20 protein-coding genes are annotated in these 16,524 nt (G+C 66.4%); 7 read left to right on the top strand and 13 right to left on the bottom strand.

The annotated features are described in order from the left end of the window. The first annotated feature begins 70 nt into the window (after positions 1 to 70). From MUG98_RS22190 to MUG98_RS22180, 3 genes are all read left to right on the top strand, one after another. Entirely contained in the window at positions 71 to 298 is a 228-nt protein-coding gene (locus MUG98_RS22190; protein WP_265109594.1) for a type II toxin-antitoxin system HicB family antitoxin, read from the top strand. Positions 299 to 354: 56 nt separating this feature from the next. Further along, entirely contained in the window at positions 355 to 1,794 is a 1,440-nt protein-coding gene (locus MUG98_RS22185) for a dihydrolipoyl dehydrogenase (RefSeq protein WP_265109593.1), read from the top strand. Between the two features lie 270 nt (positions 1,795 to 2,064). Next, positions 2,065 to 2,634 carry a DoxX family protein gene (locus MUG98_RS22180; RefSeq protein WP_265109592.1) on the top strand — a complete coding sequence of 190 codons (570 nt, stop codon included), beginning with the start codon at positions 2,065 to 2,067 and terminating at the stop codon, positions 2,632 to 2,634. A 56-nt stretch (positions 2,635 to 2,690) separates the two neighbouring features. Here the strand turns inward: MUG98_RS22180 and MUG98_RS22175 are convergent, their stop codons facing one another. Genes MUG98_RS22175 through MUG98_RS22165 form a run of 3 tightly spaced genes read right to left on the bottom strand, consistent with a single transcriptional unit; the run spans position 2,691 to position 4,198 of the window. Then, positions 2,691 to 2,969: a DUF7521 family protein gene (locus MUG98_RS22175; RefSeq protein WP_265109591.1), complete on the bottom strand. Its 279-nt coding sequence runs from the start codon at positions 2,967 to 2,969 to the stop codon at positions 2,691 to 2,693. Further along, on the bottom strand, positions 2,966 to 3,355 hold the full coding sequence (locus MUG98_RS22170; RefSeq protein WP_265109590.1) for a winged helix-turn-helix domain-containing protein: 390 nt from the start codon (positions 3,353 to 3,355) through the stop codon (positions 2,966 to 2,968). The genes MUG98_RS22175 and MUG98_RS22170 overlap by 4 nt, the downstream gene beginning before the upstream one ends. Positions 3,356 to 3,403: 48 nt before the next feature. Next, positions 3,404 to 4,198, bottom strand: coding sequence for a sulfurtransferase (locus MUG98_RS22165; RefSeq protein ID WP_265109589.1), 795 nt, complete (start codon positions 4,196 to 4,198; stop codon positions 3,404 to 3,406). Between the two features lie 282 nt (positions 4,199 to 4,480). On the opposite strand from MUG98_RS22165, the gene MUG98_RS22160 reads away from it, so the two are divergent. After that, positions 4,481 to 5,350, top strand: a complete 870-nt coding sequence (locus MUG98_RS22160) for a sulfurtransferase (RefSeq protein ID WP_265109588.1) — start codon at positions 4,481 to 4,483, stop codon at positions 5,348 to 5,350. A 148-nt stretch (positions 5,351 to 5,498) separates the two neighbouring features. Beyond that, positions 5,499 to 5,711 (top strand): hypothetical protein, encoded by a 213-nt coding sequence (locus MUG98_RS22155; RefSeq protein ID WP_265109587.1) that lies wholly within the window; start codon positions 5,499 to 5,501, stop codon positions 5,709 to 5,711. A 118-nt stretch (positions 5,712 to 5,829) separates the two neighbouring features. Here MUG98_RS22155 and MUG98_RS22150 read toward each other — a convergent pair whose 3' ends face one another. After that, positions 5,830 to 6,273, bottom strand: a complete 444-nt coding sequence (locus MUG98_RS22150; protein ID WP_265109586.1) for a DUF2391 domain-containing protein — start codon at positions 6,271 to 6,273, stop codon at positions 5,830 to 5,832. A gap of 151 nt (positions 6,274 to 6,424) precedes the next feature. Between MUG98_RS22150 and MUG98_RS22145 the strand changes: the two genes are divergently transcribed. Then, positions 6,425 to 7,060 carry a rubrerythrin family protein gene (locus MUG98_RS22145; protein WP_265109585.1) on the top strand — a complete coding sequence of 212 codons (636 nt, stop codon included), beginning with the start codon at positions 6,425 to 6,427 and terminating at the stop codon, positions 7,058 to 7,060. Positions 7,061 to 7,105: 45 nt separating this feature from the next. Here the strand turns inward: MUG98_RS22145 and MUG98_RS22140 are convergent, their stop codons facing one another. The 3 genes from MUG98_RS22140 to thiE all read right to left on the bottom strand — a co-directional run bounded on the left by MUG98_RS22140 (position 7,106) and on the right by thiE (position 8,961). Further along, positions 7,106 to 7,375, bottom strand: coding sequence for a DUF7553 family protein (locus MUG98_RS22140; protein WP_265109584.1), 270 nt, complete (start codon positions 7,373 to 7,375; stop codon positions 7,106 to 7,108). An 84-nt stretch (positions 7,376 to 7,459) separates the two neighbouring features. Next, entirely contained in the window at positions 7,460 to 8,299 is an 840-nt protein-coding gene (gene thiM / locus MUG98_RS22135) for a hydroxyethylthiazole kinase (protein ID WP_265109583.1), read from the bottom strand. Then, positions 8,296 to 8,961, bottom strand: a complete 666-nt coding sequence (gene thiE / locus MUG98_RS22130) for a thiamine phosphate synthase (RefSeq protein ID WP_265109582.1) — start codon at positions 8,959 to 8,961, stop codon at positions 8,296 to 8,298. Before thiE ends, thiM begins: the two co-directional genes overlap by 4 nt. 141 nt (positions 8,962 to 9,102) lie before the next feature. Between thiE and MUG98_RS22125 the strand changes: the two genes are divergently transcribed. Continuing rightward, complete coding sequence (locus MUG98_RS22125) at positions 9,103 to 9,792, top strand: haloacid dehalogenase type II (protein ID WP_265109581.1); 690 nt, start codon at positions 9,103 to 9,105, stop codon at positions 9,790 to 9,792. Here MUG98_RS22125 and MUG98_RS22120 read toward each other — a convergent pair. From MUG98_RS22120 to MUG98_RS22095, 6 genes are all read right to left on the bottom strand, one after another. Beyond that, on the bottom strand, positions 9,789 to 10,403 hold the full coding sequence (locus MUG98_RS22120; protein ID WP_265109580.1) for a GNAT family N-acetyltransferase: 615 nt from the start codon (positions 10,401 to 10,403) through the stop codon (positions 9,789 to 9,791). The genes MUG98_RS22125 and MUG98_RS22120 overlap by 4 nt on opposite strands. 107 nt (positions 10,404 to 10,510) lie before the next feature. Further along, positions 10,511 to 11,497 (bottom strand): phosphatase PAP2 family protein, encoded by a 987-nt coding sequence (locus MUG98_RS22115; protein ID WP_265109579.1) that lies wholly within the window; start codon positions 11,495 to 11,497, stop codon positions 10,511 to 10,513. 108 nt (positions 11,498 to 11,605) lie between these two features. After that, positions 11,606 to 13,294 (bottom strand): Coenzyme F420 hydrogenase/dehydrogenase, beta subunit C-terminal domain, encoded by a 1,689-nt coding sequence (locus tag MUG98_RS22110; protein ID WP_265109578.1) that lies wholly within the window; start codon positions 13,292 to 13,294, stop codon positions 11,606 to 11,608. Beyond that, the gene (locus MUG98_RS22105; RefSeq protein ID WP_265109577.1) at positions 13,284 to 14,969 is read right to left on the bottom strand and encodes a nitrite/sulfite reductase; all 1,686 of its coding nucleotides are present in this window, start codon (positions 14,967 to 14,969) and stop codon (positions 13,284 to 13,286) included. The genes MUG98_RS22110 and MUG98_RS22105 overlap by 11 nt, the downstream gene beginning before the upstream one ends. Before the next feature lie 445 nt (positions 14,970 to 15,414). Further along, the gene (locus MUG98_RS22100; RefSeq protein WP_265109576.1) at positions 15,415 to 15,879 is read right to left on the bottom strand and encodes a hypothetical protein; all 465 of its coding nucleotides are present in this window, start codon (positions 15,877 to 15,879) and stop codon (positions 15,415 to 15,417) included. Positions 15,880 to 15,899: 20 nt separating this feature from the next. Next, positions 15,900 to 16,145, bottom strand: coding sequence for a sulfurtransferase TusA family protein (locus MUG98_RS22095; RefSeq protein WP_265109575.1), 246 nt, complete (start codon positions 16,143 to 16,145; stop codon positions 15,900 to 15,902). Positions 16,146 to 16,524 lie beyond the last annotated feature (379 nt).

Below are 16,524 nucleotides of genomic sequence, written 5' to 3'. Positions count from 1 at the left end.
ACGCGAACGTCGTCGTACCGCCCGATCGGCGTCGGTGAGTATTTCACCCGCGCGCCGCGAAGACGCACGTATGACTTCCGAGGGAGACGCGAGCGTCGACCCGAGCGAGTACGAGGAACTCGCGGACGCGGACGTGACGATGCGGGAGAACGAGCACGGACTCCACATCGCCGACGACGAGGTGACCGGCGTCTCGAGCCAGGGACAGACGCGCGAGGAAGCCCTCGCGAACCTCGCAGCGGCGGTCGAGTCCTACCGGGAGGCGACGGACGACGATCCCGGCGACGACTGGCTCTAGTGCTGGCTCGACTCGCAGGCTGCAATTTTAGGCGGTCGTCCGTGGACGACGCCCGTATGGACGAGTACGACATCATCGTGATCGGCGGCGGATCCGGCAGTCAGGTCGCGACCGCCGCGGCCGACCGCGGCCTCGAGGCGGCCGTGGTCGAGCGCGGTCCGCTCGGCGGGGCCTGTATCACCCGGGGCTGTGTCCCCTCGAAGGCGTTGCTCCACCGCGCCGACGTCGTCGACGAGATCCGACGCGCCGATCGGTTCGGCGTCGAGGCGACCCTCGATGGCGTCGACTACGGCGCGATCACGTCGTCGATCCACGATACGGTCTACGCCAAGGCCGATCGCCAGGAGCGCAACCTCGACGAGGCGACACGCGTCGCCCTCTACCGCGGCGAGGCGCAGTTCGTCGACGATCGAACCCTCGAGATCGATCCGAACGAGGGCGAGGACGATCCCGGGGAGATCCGCGGCGAGCACGTCGTCGTCGCGGTCGGCAGTCGCCCGGTAACGCCCCCGATCGACGGACTCGAGGACGTCGACGTCCGCACCAGCGACGACGTGCTCTTCCTCGACGAGCGACCGCACGACCTCGTGATCGTCGGCGGCGGCTACATCGGGGCCGAACTGGGCTACTTCTTCGGTGCGCTGGGCACCGCGGTGTCGATCGTCGGTCGGAGCGATCGGCTCGTTCCGGGCGAGGACGACGACGTGAGCGAGGTCGTGACGGAGTCGCTCGCGACGTACTGTGACCTGTACACCGGGTACGAGGCGGCCGCGGTCGAGGAGGACGGCGATCGAGTCGACGTGATCGCGGAATCGACCGGCGACGAGGGGGACGATCGAGTCGAACTGTCGGCCGACGACCTGCTGCTCGCGACCGGCCGGCGACCGAACACCGACGCGCTCGATCTCGACGCTGCGGGCGTCGAAACCGACGACGAGGGCCACGTCGAGACCGACGACACCCTCGAGACGACCGCCGAGAACGTCTGGGCGCTGGGCGACGTCCTCGCCGCCCAGCCGTTCAAACACGCCGCGGATTACGAGGCCGAGATCGTCTCGGCGAACATCCTCGACGGCGCCGATCGGGCGGTCGACTACGAGGCCATGCCGCACGCCATCTTCACCTCGCCGCAGGTCGCGAGCGTCGGGCGGACGGAAGCCGATCTCGCGGCCGACGATCGCGAGTACGAGTCGACGCTCGTCACGTACGACGCAGCGCCGAAGGGGGTCATCCTGGACGCCGGGGACGGGTTCGTCAAGGTCCTCTCGGGACCGGACGGCGACCTCCTCGGCTGTCACATCGTCGGCCCGGATGCGGCGACGCTGCTGCACGAAGTGGTCGTCGCGATGGAACACGGGTCGGGGACGGTCGACGACGTCGCCGAAACGGTCCACGTCCACCCGTCGCTGAACGAAGTGGTGCTGAAAGCGTTCGACGAGGCCGCCGATCGGCCGTACTCGACCGTCCCAGACTGGCGCGACGTGAGCGCCGAGTAGGCGGCTGTACTGACGGAACCGGTCCAGTCGGTGAACGAATCGGGCGATCGTCACATCGGATCGAGGGATTGATCGCCGCAGCGACGTATTACCCAGGTGAAACCGATCGTTGCACCCTGCTAGTTTATATGTCGATCGCCGTCAAATTCGTATTAGAATTCGCGCCCCTCATCCCACTTTTGAGGGCCTCAATACACGTTCTCTGAAATGGAGAATCGTCGTCTGTTTATATACTCTCGGCACCCCTCTATAGAAGTAGGTGAAGATCATATGGCAACTGAAAAGATGACCGGTGGTCCGAACGTGTTCGAGAGCAAGATCGGCGGCGTTGCGGTTCGAGGACAGGCCCACAGCCTGAGCGCGTGGTTCGTCCTCGCGCTGCGGATGATGATGGGGATCGCGTTCCTCAACGCCGGGTTGGACAAACTCCTGGCCGCGGAGCCGTTCTCCGCCCAGGGATACCTGCTCTACGGCGTCAACGAGGCGTCGCCCCTGATCGGGATGTTCACCTGGATGGGAACCACCCCCTGGTTCGTCGAGTTCGTGAACATCGCCGTCCCGTTCGGACAGGTCGCGATCGGGTTGGGCCTGATCGTCGGCGCAGTGGTTCGCCTCGCGGCGTTCTTCGGCGCGATGATGATGGGCCTATTCTACTTCGCGAACTGGTCCGTCGAACACGGCATGATCAACGGTGACTTCGCGTACCTGCTCGTCTTCCTCGCCGTCGCCGCCTTCGGCGCCGGCCGGATCCTCGGGCTGGACGCGCTCATCGAGAGGTACGAGATCGACGGCGTTCCGCTGATCGAGAAGTACCCCCGGCTCGACTACGTCCTCGGCTGAGCCCGGCTGACCCGGGCCCGCTGTTTTCTCCCGCTTTTCGTCTCCGATCGATCGCGTCACCAGTCGGCGTACAGCGAGTAGACGATGATCCCGAACCCGACGACCGTGAGCGAACTCTCGATGAGGACGACGAGGTCCCCCTCGATCCCGTACGCCTGGTTGGCGAGGCCAGCCAGCAGCGCGCCCAGCGTCACGAAACCGAAGCCGAGCGCGAGCGCGCCGATCGGACGGGCGTCTGTCTGCCGGTACGCGTTGTACGCGAAGTAGGTGATGACGCCGCCGAGAGCGAGCGTGATCGTCTTCAGCGCGACGACGGCAGTCGTAACCCCGCTCATGTCCCGTGTCGAACCGCCGACCACATGTCCACGAGCTGGTGCTCCGGGTCGGAGAGCGGCCGTTCGATGTCGACCTGGAACTCCCGGTCCGCGTCGAGTTCGACGGCGACCCGGTCGAACCGGGTCACGTACCGGGACCGGTGGTGGCCGCCCGGCCTGAGCTGGGTACGCTCGCCCACCAGCGACGCGGCGGTCAACCGATCGAGTTTCTTGTACGCCGTCGAGAGGGGGACCTCGGCTTCGTCCGAGATCTCGCTGACGGTCATCGGCTCGTCGAGTGCAGCGACGATCTCACGGCACGCGTCGTCGTCAAGCGCACTAATAACGCGTTCGGGGTCGGGGTCGGGACCGGATGATCGTCCCGCCGACCGACGATCGAGTGACATCCGTGCCCACCGGTTCGCAACGAACCCTTTTGATTTGTCGGGTGCGCATCACTCGGCGCCGGTCTCGATCGCGCCGTCGGTCGCCAGCCACTCCGTGAGACTCCCCTCGTAGAAGGCTACGTCCTCGTAGCCCAGTGCCCGCAGAACGACGTAGGTGTGGCTGATGCGGCGGGCGGTGTTACAGTAGAGCACCACCTCCCGATCGGGCGTGATCCCGTGGTCGGCCAGCAGGGCCACGAGGTCGGCGTCGGGTTTCAGTCGACGGGTGTCGTCGTCGACGACCTCGCGCCAGTCGAACCGGATCGCGCCGGGGAGGTGCGCCTCGGCGAACTCGTCGCGCTCGCGCGTGTCGACCAGTACCGCGTCGCGTTCGATCGCCGCCTCGACGGCCTCCCGATCGACGAGCGGACTCTCGGCGAAGGAGAACGGCTCCGCCCGGTACTCCGTCGGTTCGATCGCAGGGGTCTCGCTCGTCGTCTCGTGCTCCCGGCTCCACGCGCTGAAATCGCCGTCGAGCAGTCGCACGTCGTCGTGGCCGTACGCCTCCGCGGTGACGACGAACCGGGCCGCGAAGACGCCGTGAGTGTCGTCGTAGACGACGATCGTGTCGTCCGGTTCGATCCCCGCCTCGGAGAGCAGATCGCCGAACGCCGTCGCGCCCGGCAAGGTACCCGGATCGTCGCTGGTCTCGTCGCGATAGCTGTCGAAGGGGACGTTCACGGCCCCGGGAACGTGCCCGATGCCGTCGAATTCCCAGGCGTCTCGTACGTCCACGACGCGCACCTGCGGATCGTCCAGTCGATCGGCGAGCCAGTCGGGGGCGACGACGACGGATTCGTCCATCGGGTCGACGGTATCGCCGCAGCGCCGATAACGCACCGGTCCCGGCACGTCTCCCCGACGTACCGAGGTCGTGGCAACGTTTTCCGCATCTCGACGATTCGGTCGACGTGTGATCACAATCATCTGATAGGACTGGCTATAATCGACTCACAGCAGGCTGCTGTAGCGAGGATGCCGCGATCGGCCGGTCGAAGTTCCGGCAAGAGTAACCGGAACGATCGACCGATGACCGAATTGTCCGGATGGTGAGCCACTATAGGCCTGGCTCTCGACGATGCCAGTATGGCAACGAACGACTACGCCAACGACGTACTCGTCACGGCCGACTGGGTCGAGGAGCGCCTCGACGAGTTCGAAAGCGACGACCCCGCCCACCGACTGGTCGAGGTCGACGTGGACACGGAAGCCTACGAAGCGGAACACGCACCCGGCGCGATCGGGTTCAACTGGGAGACACAGCTCCAGGACCAGACGCGACGCGACATCCTCGACAAGGACGAGTTCGAGGAGTTGCTCGGCAGCCACGGCATCAGCGAGGACTCCACCGTCGTCCTCTACGGTGACAACTCCAACTGGTTCGCCGCCTACACCTACTGGCAGTTCAAGTACTACGGCCACGACGAGGTCTACCTCCTCGACGGCGGCCGCGAGTACTGGCTGGAGAACGACTACCCGACGACCGACGAGGAGCCCGACTTCTCCGCCGTCGAATACGACGCCGCCGGCCCGCGCGAGAGCATCCGCGCCTACCGCGAGGACGTCGAGAACGCGATCGATCGTGGCGTCCCGCTGGTCGACGTCCGATCGCCCGAGGAGTTCACCGGCGAGATCCTCGCCCCGCCGGGACTGCAGGAGACCGCCCAGCGCGGCGGCCACATCCCCGGCGCGAAGAACATCTCGTGGGCCGCCGTGACGAACGACGACGGCACCTTCAAGTCCCGCGAAGAACTCGAAGAACTCTACGCCGACGAGGGCATCGACGGGGACGAGACGACCGTCGCCTACTGCCGCATCGGCGAACGATCGTCCGTCGCGTGGTTCGCACTCCACGAACTGCTCGGCTACGAGGACACCGTCAATTACGACGGCTCCTGGACCGAGTGGGGGAACCTCGTCAACGCGCCGATCGAGAAAGGCGAAGCCGACGACTGAGCGTAGCGAAGGAGTCAGCCTCGAGGCGAACGGCGACCGGCAGGGAGCCGCGGGGCAGGGCGAGGCCGAGTGAGCACTGCGAACGGGTTTCGTGAACTACCGTGAGTACTCGGAACCGTTATCGCGATCGAGTCGCGTCGCGAACACGATGAGCAACGACGCCGACGAATCGTGGATCGCCAGTCGAAAACTGACGAATCAACTGCTCGGGTTCGGAATCGTCGTGCTCGCGGCGGGGTTCGTCAGCGTCGGAGAGATCGGTCCCGCGTCGATACGGCTCGTCTCGGAGACGCTGCTCGTAGCAATCCTCGTCGCCGCGATCCTCCTGTTTCTCGGGATGCTCGCGTGGAGCGAGCGGTGACAGACTCGGAGCGCGTTTCGAAACGGGACGGACCGGCGACGGACAATCCGAATCGCGTGTCCTCTAGCGCCGAGACCTCCGTTGAGGGTCGATCCTCGACACCTACCCGATCGACCGATCACTTCGAAAAGACGCTGTCGGCCGTCGCCGCGCCGACGATGCTGAACACCGAACCGACGCTGATCGCGTTGAACGTGATCCGCACTATTTCGGTCGTCGTGGTCTCGTCGATGAACGTGTCGGGGGCGTCGAACAGGAGCGCGAGGGTGAGCACCGAGCCGAACGAGACGCACAGCAGCGAGATGAACCGGATCGGCACGCCGGCGACCTCCTGTTCGGCGTCCGGATCGCGAGTCGTGTCGGCCGCGTACAGAGCGCCGTAGCCGATCGCGGAGACGACGCCGATCGTCGCCATCGCCTGGAAGATGTTCATACTATCTGCCAGCGTCCAGACCTCCTCGGTCACGACGAAGGGGCCGGCGAGCAGGAATCCGCCGACGATCTGCTGTGCGGAGTCGGCCGGTCGAAACTGGCGCGGCCGGCGCGGACGGCGTAGTCTCATGGACGGGTGCTTTCGAGGCGATCGTAAAGTAGCGACCGGTCGGAAGCGATATCGGCGTCGACGCCGGCCGATCGCGCCCCGGCCAGGCAGGCCCGCGCCGGCGAACGGATATCACGACAGACCTAACTCGGATCCGGTCGAAGGGGCCGTCATGACCGATTCAGCGGCGTTCGTCGAGACCGTTCGCGAGGAAAACCAGACCGCGCTCTCGCGGCTCGGCTCTTCGAAGTCCCTCTACGCCGATACCGGCGGGGACATCGACACGGAGCCCGTACTGCAAGCGACCGCCGACGCCGAACACGCCGCCTGGCAGACCTTCAGCGGGTGGGCCGACGGCGAGAGCCACGACGCGGCCCGCGAGGCGTTCGAGCGGACCGCCGAGGAGGAACGCGGCCACTACGAGACCGTCCTCGACGAACTCGGCGACGAGTCCTACGAACCCGAGACCGTCCCCGAACTCCACGCGTACCTGCGGGGCCTCGAGTCGACGATCGATCGGGTCGGCGCGTTCGTCGGCCGGATCCTCGCGAGCAAGCGATCGAAAGAACAGGTCGTCGGCTACTTCGTCGGCGACGCCGACCCCCAGACGGCGGGCGTCTTCCGCGAGTTCGGCGACGACCTGGACGAGCAACTCGATCGGGCCGAGGAGATCCTCGAGACGGTCTGTGAGACCGACGAAGACGAAGAACGGGCGCTCGAAGCCGCAAGCGGCGCGATCGAGGCCGCCTACGACGAGTACGTCGAGAATCTCGAGGCGATGGGTGCGAACCCGAAGCCCGTCTGTTGACCTCGCGCCACTCGAACTCCCTGCCAACGCCGGCGAGGCGAGTGTTCAGACTCCCTCGACGGTCTCCCGGTAGGCGCGGATCGAGTCGAGCGCGGCGTCGACGTGGTCGGCGACGTCGCCGTCCTCCTCGTCGGCGATTTCGGTGAGAATGTGTTCGTGGCGCGCGAGCTTGCCGTGGTCCGGGCCCCGATCGGCGTCCGCGAGCGTCTCGAACTGGCTCGCCTGGTCCTCGAGCCGATCGCGCACGTCGGCCGTGGCTGCGTCGGCTGCGGTTCGGAGCGAATCGGCCGCCTTCGCCAGGTTTTCCCGTGTCATGCGGTGAGCTACGGCGTCGATCGACAAAACAGTTGCAGAAGTGCCGGGCACGTCGGCGCGTGGGCCGGCGACGACGGGACCGGCTCAGGAGAGCCGTTCCACCCTGGCTTCGACGTCGAACTCGGCCACCGTCTCCGGCGACAGCCCGGCGACCGTATCGTGGAAGTTCGTCCGGTAGCTCGCCGGGCCGTCGTGTGCGCGCTCGGCGGCACGCTCCCCGGCGATGCCGAACGCGAGCGTCCCGTGGACCGCGGCCGCGTACGAGTCCTCGATCGCGCCGGCGAAGGCGGCGATCGTCGCGCCGAGCATGCAGCCGGTGCCGACGACCTCGCTCAGCCGCTCGTGGCCCGCCGAGAGCCGAACCGCTCGATCGGCGTCCGCGACGACGTCCTCGACGCCGGAGGCGACGACGACCGCGCCGGTCGACTCGGCGAGCGATCGGGCCGTGTCCGCGATCTCCTCGTAGTCGCCGATCGACTCGACGCCCTTGACGTCGGCTTCGACGCCCGCGAGCGCGCTGATTTCGCCGTAGTTGCCTTTGACGACGTCGAACTCGACGTCCGAGAGGAGCGCCTCGGCGACGGCCTCGCGGGTCGGCGTCGCGCCGACGCCGACGGGATCGAGGACGACCGGAATCCCCCGGTCGTTCGCCGTCCCGGCGGCCTCGTGCATGGCCTCGACCTTCCAGTCGGGAACTTGCCCGACGTTGCACAGGACCGCGCTCGCCAGTTCGGCCATCTCCCCGGCGTCGCCGGTCGAGTCGGCCATCACCGGGAGCGCGTCCCAGTGGAGCGTGAGGTTCGCGACGTCGTTCATCGTCACCTCGTTGGTCAGGTGCTGGACCAGCGGCTCCGACTCGGCGAGTCGTTCGATCGAGTTCGCAAGGGCCGTGCCGGTGACGTCCGCGTCGATCGGGTCGGTCATACGTCCGCACCTCCGCCCGCGGAGCGCTTCCCCCTTTCGACGGCCCTGGCGAGGGCCGCCGTCGCGGCCTGCGGATCGTCGGCCCCCGTGATCTCGGAGATGACCGACACGCCGGTGGCACCCGCCTCGACGACCGGATCGGCGTTCTCGGCCGTGATCCCGCCGATCCCGACGACGGGGATCGAGACCGCGTCGGTGATCTCGGCGACCCGTTCGGGGCCAATCCCGTCTTTCTCCTCGGCGACGTCCTTCGAGGTCGTTCCGTAGACGGTCCCGACGCCGAGATAGTCCGCGCCGTCGGCCTCGGCCCGCCGTGCCTGTCCTACCGTCGAGGCCGAACAGCCGACGATCGCGTCCGGACCCAGCAGGTCCCGCGCGACGGCGACCGGGAGGTCCGACTGACCGACGTGGACGCCGTCGGCGTCGATCGCCCGTGCGATATCGACCCGATCGTTGACGATCAGATCGACGCCCGCCTCGGCCGTCAACTCGCGCAGTTGCAGTCCGAGTTCGTACCGCCATTTCGTCGCCGTCTCCTTCTCGCGAAGCTGAACGACGTCGACGCCGCCGTCGATCGCCGCCCGGACGATCTCGAGGGTCGATCGGCCATTCGAGAGCGACTCCTGGGTGACGAGGTAGGTCCGCCAGTTCGATGGATTCATGGGAGATACCAGCCGGTGGTCACACAAAGCGGCTTCGGTCGGGCGGCCCTGCGGGAGGCAGTTCTCGATGCGTGAATCGTGAGTGATACGGATTGATGCGACGGACCGACGTTCTTCACCCCCACCGTCGTACACCATCCCATGACGTTCGATCCCGACCTCGTCACGACGATCACGTTCGACTCCTACAGCACCCTCGTCGACGTCGACGCGGTGGAATCCGCACTCGGGGACCATCCCGACGTCGACGATCCGGAACCGCTCTCGAAAACGTGGCGCGAGCGATCGATGCAGTACACCCTCGTCGGGAACCACCTCGAAACGTACAAACCCTTCTACGAGGTCAACCGCGACGCGCTCGAGTTCGCGCTCGCGGCTCACGGAATCGAGACCACCGAAGACGAACGCGAGGAGATCCTCGCGACCTACCACGAACTCGAGGTCTTCGACGACGTCCGCGACGGCATCGAACGGCTACGGGACGGTGGCTACGACTGTTACGTCCTCTCGAACGGGAACCCCGAGATGCTCGCGTCGATGATCGAGGGTGCGGACATCGGCGATCTCGTCGAAGACACGATCAGCGCCCACGAACTCGCGACGTTCAAACCCGACCCCGATCTCTACCGCCACGCCGCGGGCCGAACTGGAACGCCGATCCAGCAGGTCGCTCACGTCGCCGCCCTCTGGTTCGACGTCCAGGGAGCGATCCACGCCGGGATGCAGGGCGTCCGACTCGATCGGAAGGGCGACCCCTGGGAGCCGTTCGGCGACGAACCCGACCTGACGATCGAGACGATCGACGATCTGGCCGCCGAACTCGGCGTCTAAGCCTCGCGATCGAACTCGAGTGCGGATTCGCCGGCCGCCACCAGCGGCGCGAGCGACGCGTCGGGGTCGTCGCGGAGCGCCGAAAACGGCGTCGGCCGATCGGGATCGGCCGGCTTCTCGGCGATCGATCGCCGCCACCACGCCACGTCGTGCCACTCGTCCTGCGTGTACCCCATCGCGGGAAAGTCGACGACGCGTTCGAATCCGAGTCGTTCGTGGAACCGCACCGTCGCCGGATTCGGAAGCGTCGTCACGGTGTAGACGTCGAGAACCCCCTGTCGCTCGAGGATCGCGAACAGCGACTCGTACAACGCCCGGCCGACGCCCGATCGGCGAGCGTCGTCGGCGACGTACACGGAGAGTTCGACGATCCACCCGTAGGCGCGGCGCTTGCGCAGCGGCCCCGCGTAGGCGTAGCCGACGACTGCACCGTCGCGTTCGCAGACCAGCCACGGATAGCCCTCGAGCGTGGATTCGATCCGATCGGCCGTCTCGCTCACGGTGGGCGGATCTTCCTCGAAGGTGACCGCCGTCGACTCGCAGAACGGGGCGTAGATCTCTCGGACGGCGGCCGCGTCTTCCGGGGTCGCGACTCGGATGCGTGCGGCCATACTCGGTCGTTCGGCCGATCGGAAATAAGCGCGCTGAAAGGGGACGAGTCGCGAAACCGGAACCGGGCCGCGATCGGCGACAGCCGAACGACGGTCAGCACGCGGCGCTACCGACGAAGTCGCCCCGCGTACCGCCGGCAGGTGACGGCAACCCGCCGCCAGCACAGGACCGGAAGCGCCCGCAATCCCTCCGTCACGGGATCGGAGTGTCTCACGACGGGAATCGTGAGGCCCGCGGCGAGCGCGAGGCCGATCGCACCGCTCGCCGCGGGAGTCGACGGCAGGAGAACGTACGCGGGCGCGACGAGAAGGGGCGTGAACGCGGCAGCCGCGAGCACACCCCTGGCAACCAGCGGCCGCCGGTCGTCGGACGGTCGATCGGCCGCGGCCAGCGCCGATCCGAGTCGAATCAGTTGCCACGCGCCGAACGCGCCGAGCGAGGCGCCGAGGAGCAACACGGCGTCCGGAGCGCCGCCACTTGCGACGAGGGCGAACGCGTTCGCGCCGATCGCGAGTGCGAACACGACGGTCCCCGCTTCGGTTCGGAACCGGGCCAGTATCCGCATCGTCACGAGGAGCGTCGCGAGGCCGACCAGAACGCCAGCCAACACGTCGACGAGGTAGTGGACGCCGAGGGCGACCCGCGAGAGACAAACCGCCGCGATCACGATCGCCGCGCCGGCGACTCGCTGGCGGGCGGTCCCGATCGACAGCCGCATCGCCAGGTAGCCGTAGACGATCGACGTCATCACCGCGTGCCCGCTCGGGAACCCGTAGCCGCTGGCGTAGGCGGTGACCTCGTAGAGCGGCTGGACCAGCGCCGGAATCGTTTCGACCTGCGCGAGCGGCCGATCCGGTCGCGGGAGCGCGAAGACGTGTTTCAGTCCGGTGACGACGCCGAGTCCGATCAAGGGGAGCCCGACGAACGCGGCGGCCCCCTCGCGATCCGTCCGCACGCGAACCCAGTAGAGAGAGCCGAGGATCAGGGCGAGAAACCACACGTCGCCCAGTTGCGTGACGAGCGCGACGGCGATCGCCGCCCACTCCGGGACGAACTCCTGAATCGGACCGAACTCGCCGATGCCGCGGGACATAGCTCTCGGTAGGCAGTACTCCCTCAATAAATCGGCGAATCGGCGGCTTCGGTACCCGATCGTCGGCGCGGGTCGGTTCGATCGAGAGACCGGGAGCGGCGAACGGCTCTAGTGTCCCCGATCGTGCGGATTCAGCGCCGTGCCGTAGTTCTCGGCGTGGTCCGTGTAGTCGATGAAGCGCGGGGCATCGGGATCGAACGGCCGTTCGAGGCTCTCGAAGGCCTTCTTCTTGTCCCAGCCCTGGAGTTTGCCGACCGCGCTCTTGTCTTCGAGGTCGTGGTAGTCGAGTTTCGGCTCGGTCAGGTCCCACGCCGTCATCCCCCGTTCGGTGCGGACGATGACGCTGGAGTACTCGTCGCTCGAGCCGACGGAGCCGACGGTGACGTCGGCACAGAAGCCGGTGAAGTCCGCACACTCGTCACAGCCCTTCAGGGCGGCGTCGTGGAAGTTCTCGATGTCCTCCTCCAGGATCATCTCGCCGTCGTGGTCGTAGACCATCATCTTGCCGTGGAGCACGTCCATCTTGCCGACCTCGTCGGGCGAGATGCCGCGCTGGGCTTCTAACTGCTCGCCCATGAGGCTGTAGTAGTTGAAGTTCTTCGTACACATCAACGCGATCGTGTAGTCTACGGCCCGAATGCCCTCGTTCTGTTCCTGGTAGTCCCACTCGAAGTCCTGCAGGGCGCGGATGCCCTCGATTTCGCAGGGGGTGCCGACCAGCGCGAGGCTGAGGTCGTCCCAGTCCTTGTCGTCGGGGAGTTTGTGCTCCCACCGCTTCAGGTCGAGGTTGCCGAGCGCGAGCGTCTGGTTGTAGACGGTGCCCGCGTTCTCGATCAGTTCTTCTTTCGTCGTCGCGAGGAAGCTCTCGGCCTTCCAGGCTTCCTCCTCGCTCTCGGTCGCGACGAGCGCACCGTCGATCTCGTCCTCCTCGAGCAGCGTCGCGAGGATGCCGGTGACGACGCCGCCGTCCTGGGCGTCGTCGGTCCAGTCGTCCTCGACGCGCGCGGAGAACTCCGTGATCGGGTCGCCGGCACCCTTCACGTTGTCTTCGCCGCCCGTGATCTTCCACTGGCGCTCGTATCGAAGCCCGCCGCGGGGACAGAAGTCCCAGCAGAGCGAACAGCCGGTACACATCTTCACGAGTTCCGGCAGGTCGTCGTCGCCGACGCCGATCGAGTCCGAGGGACAGGCGGCGACGCAGGTCCCACACTGGATACAGCGGCCCTCGTCGATGACGGCCTCGTCAAGTTCCATGAACCAGGTCTTCTCGTCCGGCGTCTCGATGTCGTTCATCTCCGATCGGATGGAGTACGCCGGCGTTTCGAGGTCGACGCCCTCTGGAACGCCGACCCGCGCGTCCGGCGCGTCGTCGTAGACGTCCTGGCTGACGCCCTCGGCGGGTTCGGTGAACTCGATGTCGCCGAGCGTCCCCTGTTCGTCGACGTTGGCGACGCCCGCGCCATCCGTCGCGATCGCTATTTCGTCGGTTTTCTCGCCGCAGGTGCAGGTATCCGGCGAACAGCTGTCGCCACCGGTGTCGGTCCGAACGGCGTCGTCGCGGGCCTGCGTCGCGTCCTCTCGGGACCGCGGCGCAGTGCCGCCCGTTTCGGGGAACCTGACGGCTTCGTCGTCGTCCGTGCTGGATTCGGGGACGCCCGGGAACACCGGCTCGTCGACGCCGTCGTCGCTCGCGTGTCGCTTCTCCGAGGACTCACTTCGTTCGTCCTCGCGGTTCGCGGCTTCGCCGCTCACTCGATCCGAGGCCTCGCTTCGCTCGGCCTCGCCGTCAGTCCCCATGGGCGACACCTCGTGCGACCGGCGCGTCCGCTCCCTGCATGATCTGCCGGAGCCGTTCGTTGTCGACGCGACGGGTCCACTCGTAGAACTTCTCGCGGTCGTCGCGATCGGCGGCGTAGGCCCCGAACAGCTGTTCGAGCGCCGGGATCACGGCGTCGGCGGGGACCGCGTTCTCGACCCAGTCGAGGAACTCGTTGTCCGCGCCGAGCGAGCCGCCGAGCCCGAAGTCCATGCCTTCGACGATATCGGACTCGCCGTCTTCAGCTAGTTTGACCGTCTCGCCGCGGAAGCCGATGTCCGCGATCTGGGGTTGCGCACAGGAGGCCGAGCAGCCGGACATGTGCATCCGGATGGCCTCGATGTCGTCGGGGACGTCGATGCGCTCGTCGAGTTCGCGGGCCCAGCGTTTGGTGCGCTTTTTCGTCTCGATGATCGCGTAGTTACAGAACTCGCTGCCGGTACAGCCCACGGCACCGCGAGAGAACGGGCCGGGATCGGGCCGGTACTCCCGGGCGAACGGCTCCGCCAGCAGGTCGTCGACGTTCTCCTCGGGGACGTGGGTGATCAGGAAGTTCTGGTCCGTCGCGAGGCGGACGGAGGCGTCCTCGGTACCGTACTGCTTCGCCGCGCGGGCGGCTTCGGCGAACTCGTCGCCGCCCATCCGTCCGGCGATCACGTTGAACCCGACGTACTTGAGACCGTCCTGTTTCTGGTCGTGGACGCCGACGTGGTCGCCCCGGTAGCCGACGGTCAGGTTCTCGCCGGCCTCGGGCAGGTCGATCGTACACCGATCGCGGACGGCCTTCTCAAACGCTTCGGGCCCCATCTGCTCGACGAGGTAGCGCATGCGACAGACGCCGCGGTTGTTCCGATCGCCGAGTTCCTTGAACGTCTGGGCGGTGGCGCGGCAGAACTCGACGGCGTGCTCGGGTCGGACGAAGACGTCGAGTTCCGAGCCCATCCGCGGGCCGTCGGAGAGGCCGCCGCCGACGCGGGCGTGGAAGCCGTAGTAGTACTCCCCGTCGATCTCCTTCTTCGCGGGGACGAGGCCGACGTCGTTGATCTGGGACTGCGCGCAGTCGTGGGCACAGCCCGTGATCGTGAGCTTGAACTTCCGCGGGAGGTTGGCGTACTCGCGATTCTCGGTGAAGAACTCCGAGACGGCGTCGACAACCGGCTGGGCGTCGAAACACTCGTGATCGTCGAGGCCGGCGGCGGGGCAACCGAGCACGTTCCGGGCCGAGTCACCACAGCCCTGGACCGTCGTCAGGCCGACCTCGTCGTAGCGGTCCCACATCTCCGGGACGTCCTCGACGCGGATCCAGTGTTTCTGGATGTCCTGGCGGGTCGTGATGTCGAGGTAGGCGTCACCCCAGAGTTCGTTCTGCTCCGCGCCGCCGTACTCCTCGGGGGCGACCGCGAGGTCGTCCGTGACCTCGCCGATCACTTCGGCCTGCTCGGGCGTGAGGTAGCCGCCGGGGACCTTGGTCCGGATCATGAAGTACCCCTCCTGCTTCTGGGCGTACATGCCGGCCCACTTCAGGCGCTCCCACTCGCCGCCGCCGGCGCGCTCCTCGATCTCCTCGAAGGAGAGTCCCTCCTCGGCGTACTCGTAGACGTCGTCGATCACGTCGAGGGGATGTTTCTCCTGTTTGTGCTTCTCGACTGTATTCACGCGAGACCACCTCCGTGGTCGAGTGTGAGATCGAGCGCACTCGTTCGCTCGTCGTTCATGTGTACCACCGCCAGTGAGCGATACCCTCGGCCAATGCGTTCACGCGATCTGGAAGGACCATTGTTTGACGGGTAATATCGGTCCGTCAGTATACCCCCCCGCAATCAGGTGAATGCTGACGAGGGTCGCTTTCAGCGGTGAATGTTGCCTCCCGATCTCCCTGCCACTGGCGGACGATCGACGAAACCGGCGCGGACAGGGGCGGAGACGCCGTCCCGACGATCGCCTCGCTTCGGTGGCGTCACGGGTATCGGCAAGCGTGGCCGTTTAGATGTTTCCGGCGGAATCCGTGCTCGTTCGAGGATGGCCGGCTACCGCCCCCGAACGGTTTCCAGTCGACGGAGTCCTCGAGTCGCGCAACCGGGGGTACTGGGAACCGAGAACGTCAGAATTGCAGGAACAGGTCGGCGTTCTCGGCCTTTTCGGTGAGGAACCAGGTCGCACCCTCGATGCCGTCGGCCTCGGGGATCAGCTTCTCCTCGGGGACGTCGAACACGCGAGCGGCGCGGCTGCAGCCGTAGAGGTTGACCTCCTCGGCCACACCGAGTTCGGCGACGATCTCCTCGAGTTCGGGCGGAAAGCCCCCTTCCTCGACGCTCGCTTTCAGGTCCTCGAGCGTCAATCCTCGATCCGCGGAGGCAGGCGACAGACGGTCTTCGAGACCGTCCTCGGAGAGCAATCGCACCGCCCAGTTGACGAACAGGACGTTCACCTCGTCGTAGACGGCCGAGCCGAGGTAGGCGTAGGCGAGCGGCGTGATGACCTGGTCGTACGCGTCGACGCGGACGATGATCGTCATCGTGCTGTCGTCGGTCGATACTGGCTGTCGTGTGTCGTCGGTTTCGGACATTGGTCGAATGCGATCGTCGCTTACTCGAGGTTCTTTACGTAGTGTCTGTAGACGCCGTCGTCGTCCACCTGGTCGAGGAGTTCGACGCCGTCGGTGCCGTCGGCCCAGCCGGAAATGTCGTTCATGCTCCCGGAGTCGGTTGCGACGACCTCGAGGACGTCTCCCGCCGCCAGGTCGTCGATCGCCTGCTTCGTCCGGACGATCGGCATCGGACAACTTGCACCCTTCACGTCGAGCGACTCTGTGATGTCGAATTCCGTACTCATCGTTCACACCCTTGGTTTGTATTGGGTAGGTTGTACAATATAATCGCGAGGTGAAAAGCGTAGCGATCCCGTTCCCGATCGGACAACTCAAAGCAACGTACGGACAATTCGGTGGATTTTGACGAACTGCAGTCCGTTATTCGCCGCGAACCGATCGGCCTCGTCCGCAGAAGAGTATTGCCACGATCAGAAAATACTCTCCTGGCAACGAAGGACCGATCGATCGAACGAACGAGCGTGGGGGCGATCGCTCGCGGTGGTCGTTCGAACCGGCGTCACGAACGGACGTCCGGCTACGGCGAGCGTGGCGGGGACCACGGGACCCGATCGACAATGACGGCGGCGAGAGCCGATCCCCGGGAGGTACTTGCCGTTCGTT

Source organism: Halosolutus halophilus (assembly GCF_022869805.1).
GTDB classification, from domain to species: domain Archaea; phylum Halobacteriota; class Halobacteria; order Halobacteriales; family Natrialbaceae; genus Halosolutus; species Halosolutus halophilus.
This window is presented reverse-complemented; position numbering and strand designations above follow the sequence as displayed.

Bases quoted from the DNA above. Each gene is read 5' to 3' on its own strand.
- MUG98_RS22145 (WP_265109585.1), top strand. From the start codon at position 6,425: ATGACCGATTCAGCGGCGTTCGTCGAGACCGTTCGCGAGGAAAACCAG.
- thiM (WP_265109583.1), bottom strand. From the start codon at position 8,299: ATGACCGACCCGATCGACGCGGACGTCACCGGCACGGCCCTTGCGAAC.
- MUG98_RS22150 (WP_265109586.1), bottom strand. From the start codon at position 6,273: ATGAGACTACGCCGTCCGCGCCGGCCGCGCCAGTTTCGACCGGCCGAC.
- thiE (WP_265109582.1), bottom strand. From the start codon at position 8,961: ATGAATCCATCGAACTGGCGGACCTACCTCGTCACCCAGGAGTCGCTC.
- MUG98_RS22140 (WP_265109584.1), bottom strand. From the start codon at position 7,375: ATGACACGGGAAAACCTGGCGAAGGCGGCCGATTCGCTCCGAACCGCA.
- MUG98_RS22115 (WP_265109579.1), bottom strand. From the start codon at position 11,497: ATGTCCCGCGGCATCGGCGAGTTCGGTCCGATTCAGGAGTTCGTCCCG.
- MUG98_RS22185 (WP_265109593.1), top strand. From the start codon at position 355: ATGGACGAGTACGACATCATCGTGATCGGCGGCGGATCCGGCAGTCAG.
- MUG98_RS22155 (WP_265109587.1), top strand. From the start codon at position 5,499: ATGAGCAACGACGCCGACGAATCGTGGATCGCCAGTCGAAAACTGACG.
- MUG98_RS22160 (WP_265109588.1), top strand. From the start codon at position 4,481: ATGGCAACGAACGACTACGCCAACGACGTACTCGTCACGGCCGACTGG.
- MUG98_RS22175 (WP_265109591.1), bottom strand. From the start codon at position 2,969: ATGAGCGGGGTTACGACTGCCGTCGTCGCGCTGAAGACGATCACGCTC.
- MUG98_RS22125 (WP_265109581.1), top strand. From the start codon at position 9,103: ATGACGTTCGATCCCGACCTCGTCACGACGATCACGTTCGACTCCTAC.
- MUG98_RS22110 (WP_265109578.1), bottom strand. From the start codon at position 13,294: ATGGGGACTGACGGCGAGGCCGAGCGAAGCGAGGCCTCGGATCGAGTG.
- MUG98_RS22190 (WP_265109594.1), top strand. From the start codon at position 71: ATGACTTCCGAGGGAGACGCGAGCGTCGACCCGAGCGAGTACGAGGAA.
- MUG98_RS22170 (WP_265109590.1), bottom strand. From the start codon at position 3,355: ATGTCACTCGATCGTCGGTCGGCGGGACGATCATCCGGTCCCGACCCC.
- MUG98_RS22120 (WP_265109580.1), bottom strand. From the start codon at position 10,403: ATGGCCGCACGCATCCGAGTCGCGACCCCGGAAGACGCGGCCGCCGTC.
- MUG98_RS22100 (WP_265109576.1), bottom strand. From the start codon at position 15,879: ATGTCCGAAACCGACGACACACGACAGCCAGTATCGACCGACGACAGC.
- MUG98_RS22095 (WP_265109575.1), bottom strand. From the start codon at position 16,145: ATGAGTACGGAATTCGACATCACAGAGTCGCTCGACGTGAAGGGTGCA.
- MUG98_RS22165 (WP_265109589.1), bottom strand. From the start codon at position 4,198: ATGGACGAATCCGTCGTCGTCGCCCCCGACTGGCTCGCCGATCGACTG.
- MUG98_RS22180 (WP_265109592.1), top strand. From the start codon at position 2,065: ATGGCAACTGAAAAGATGACCGGTGGTCCGAACGTGTTCGAGAGCAAG.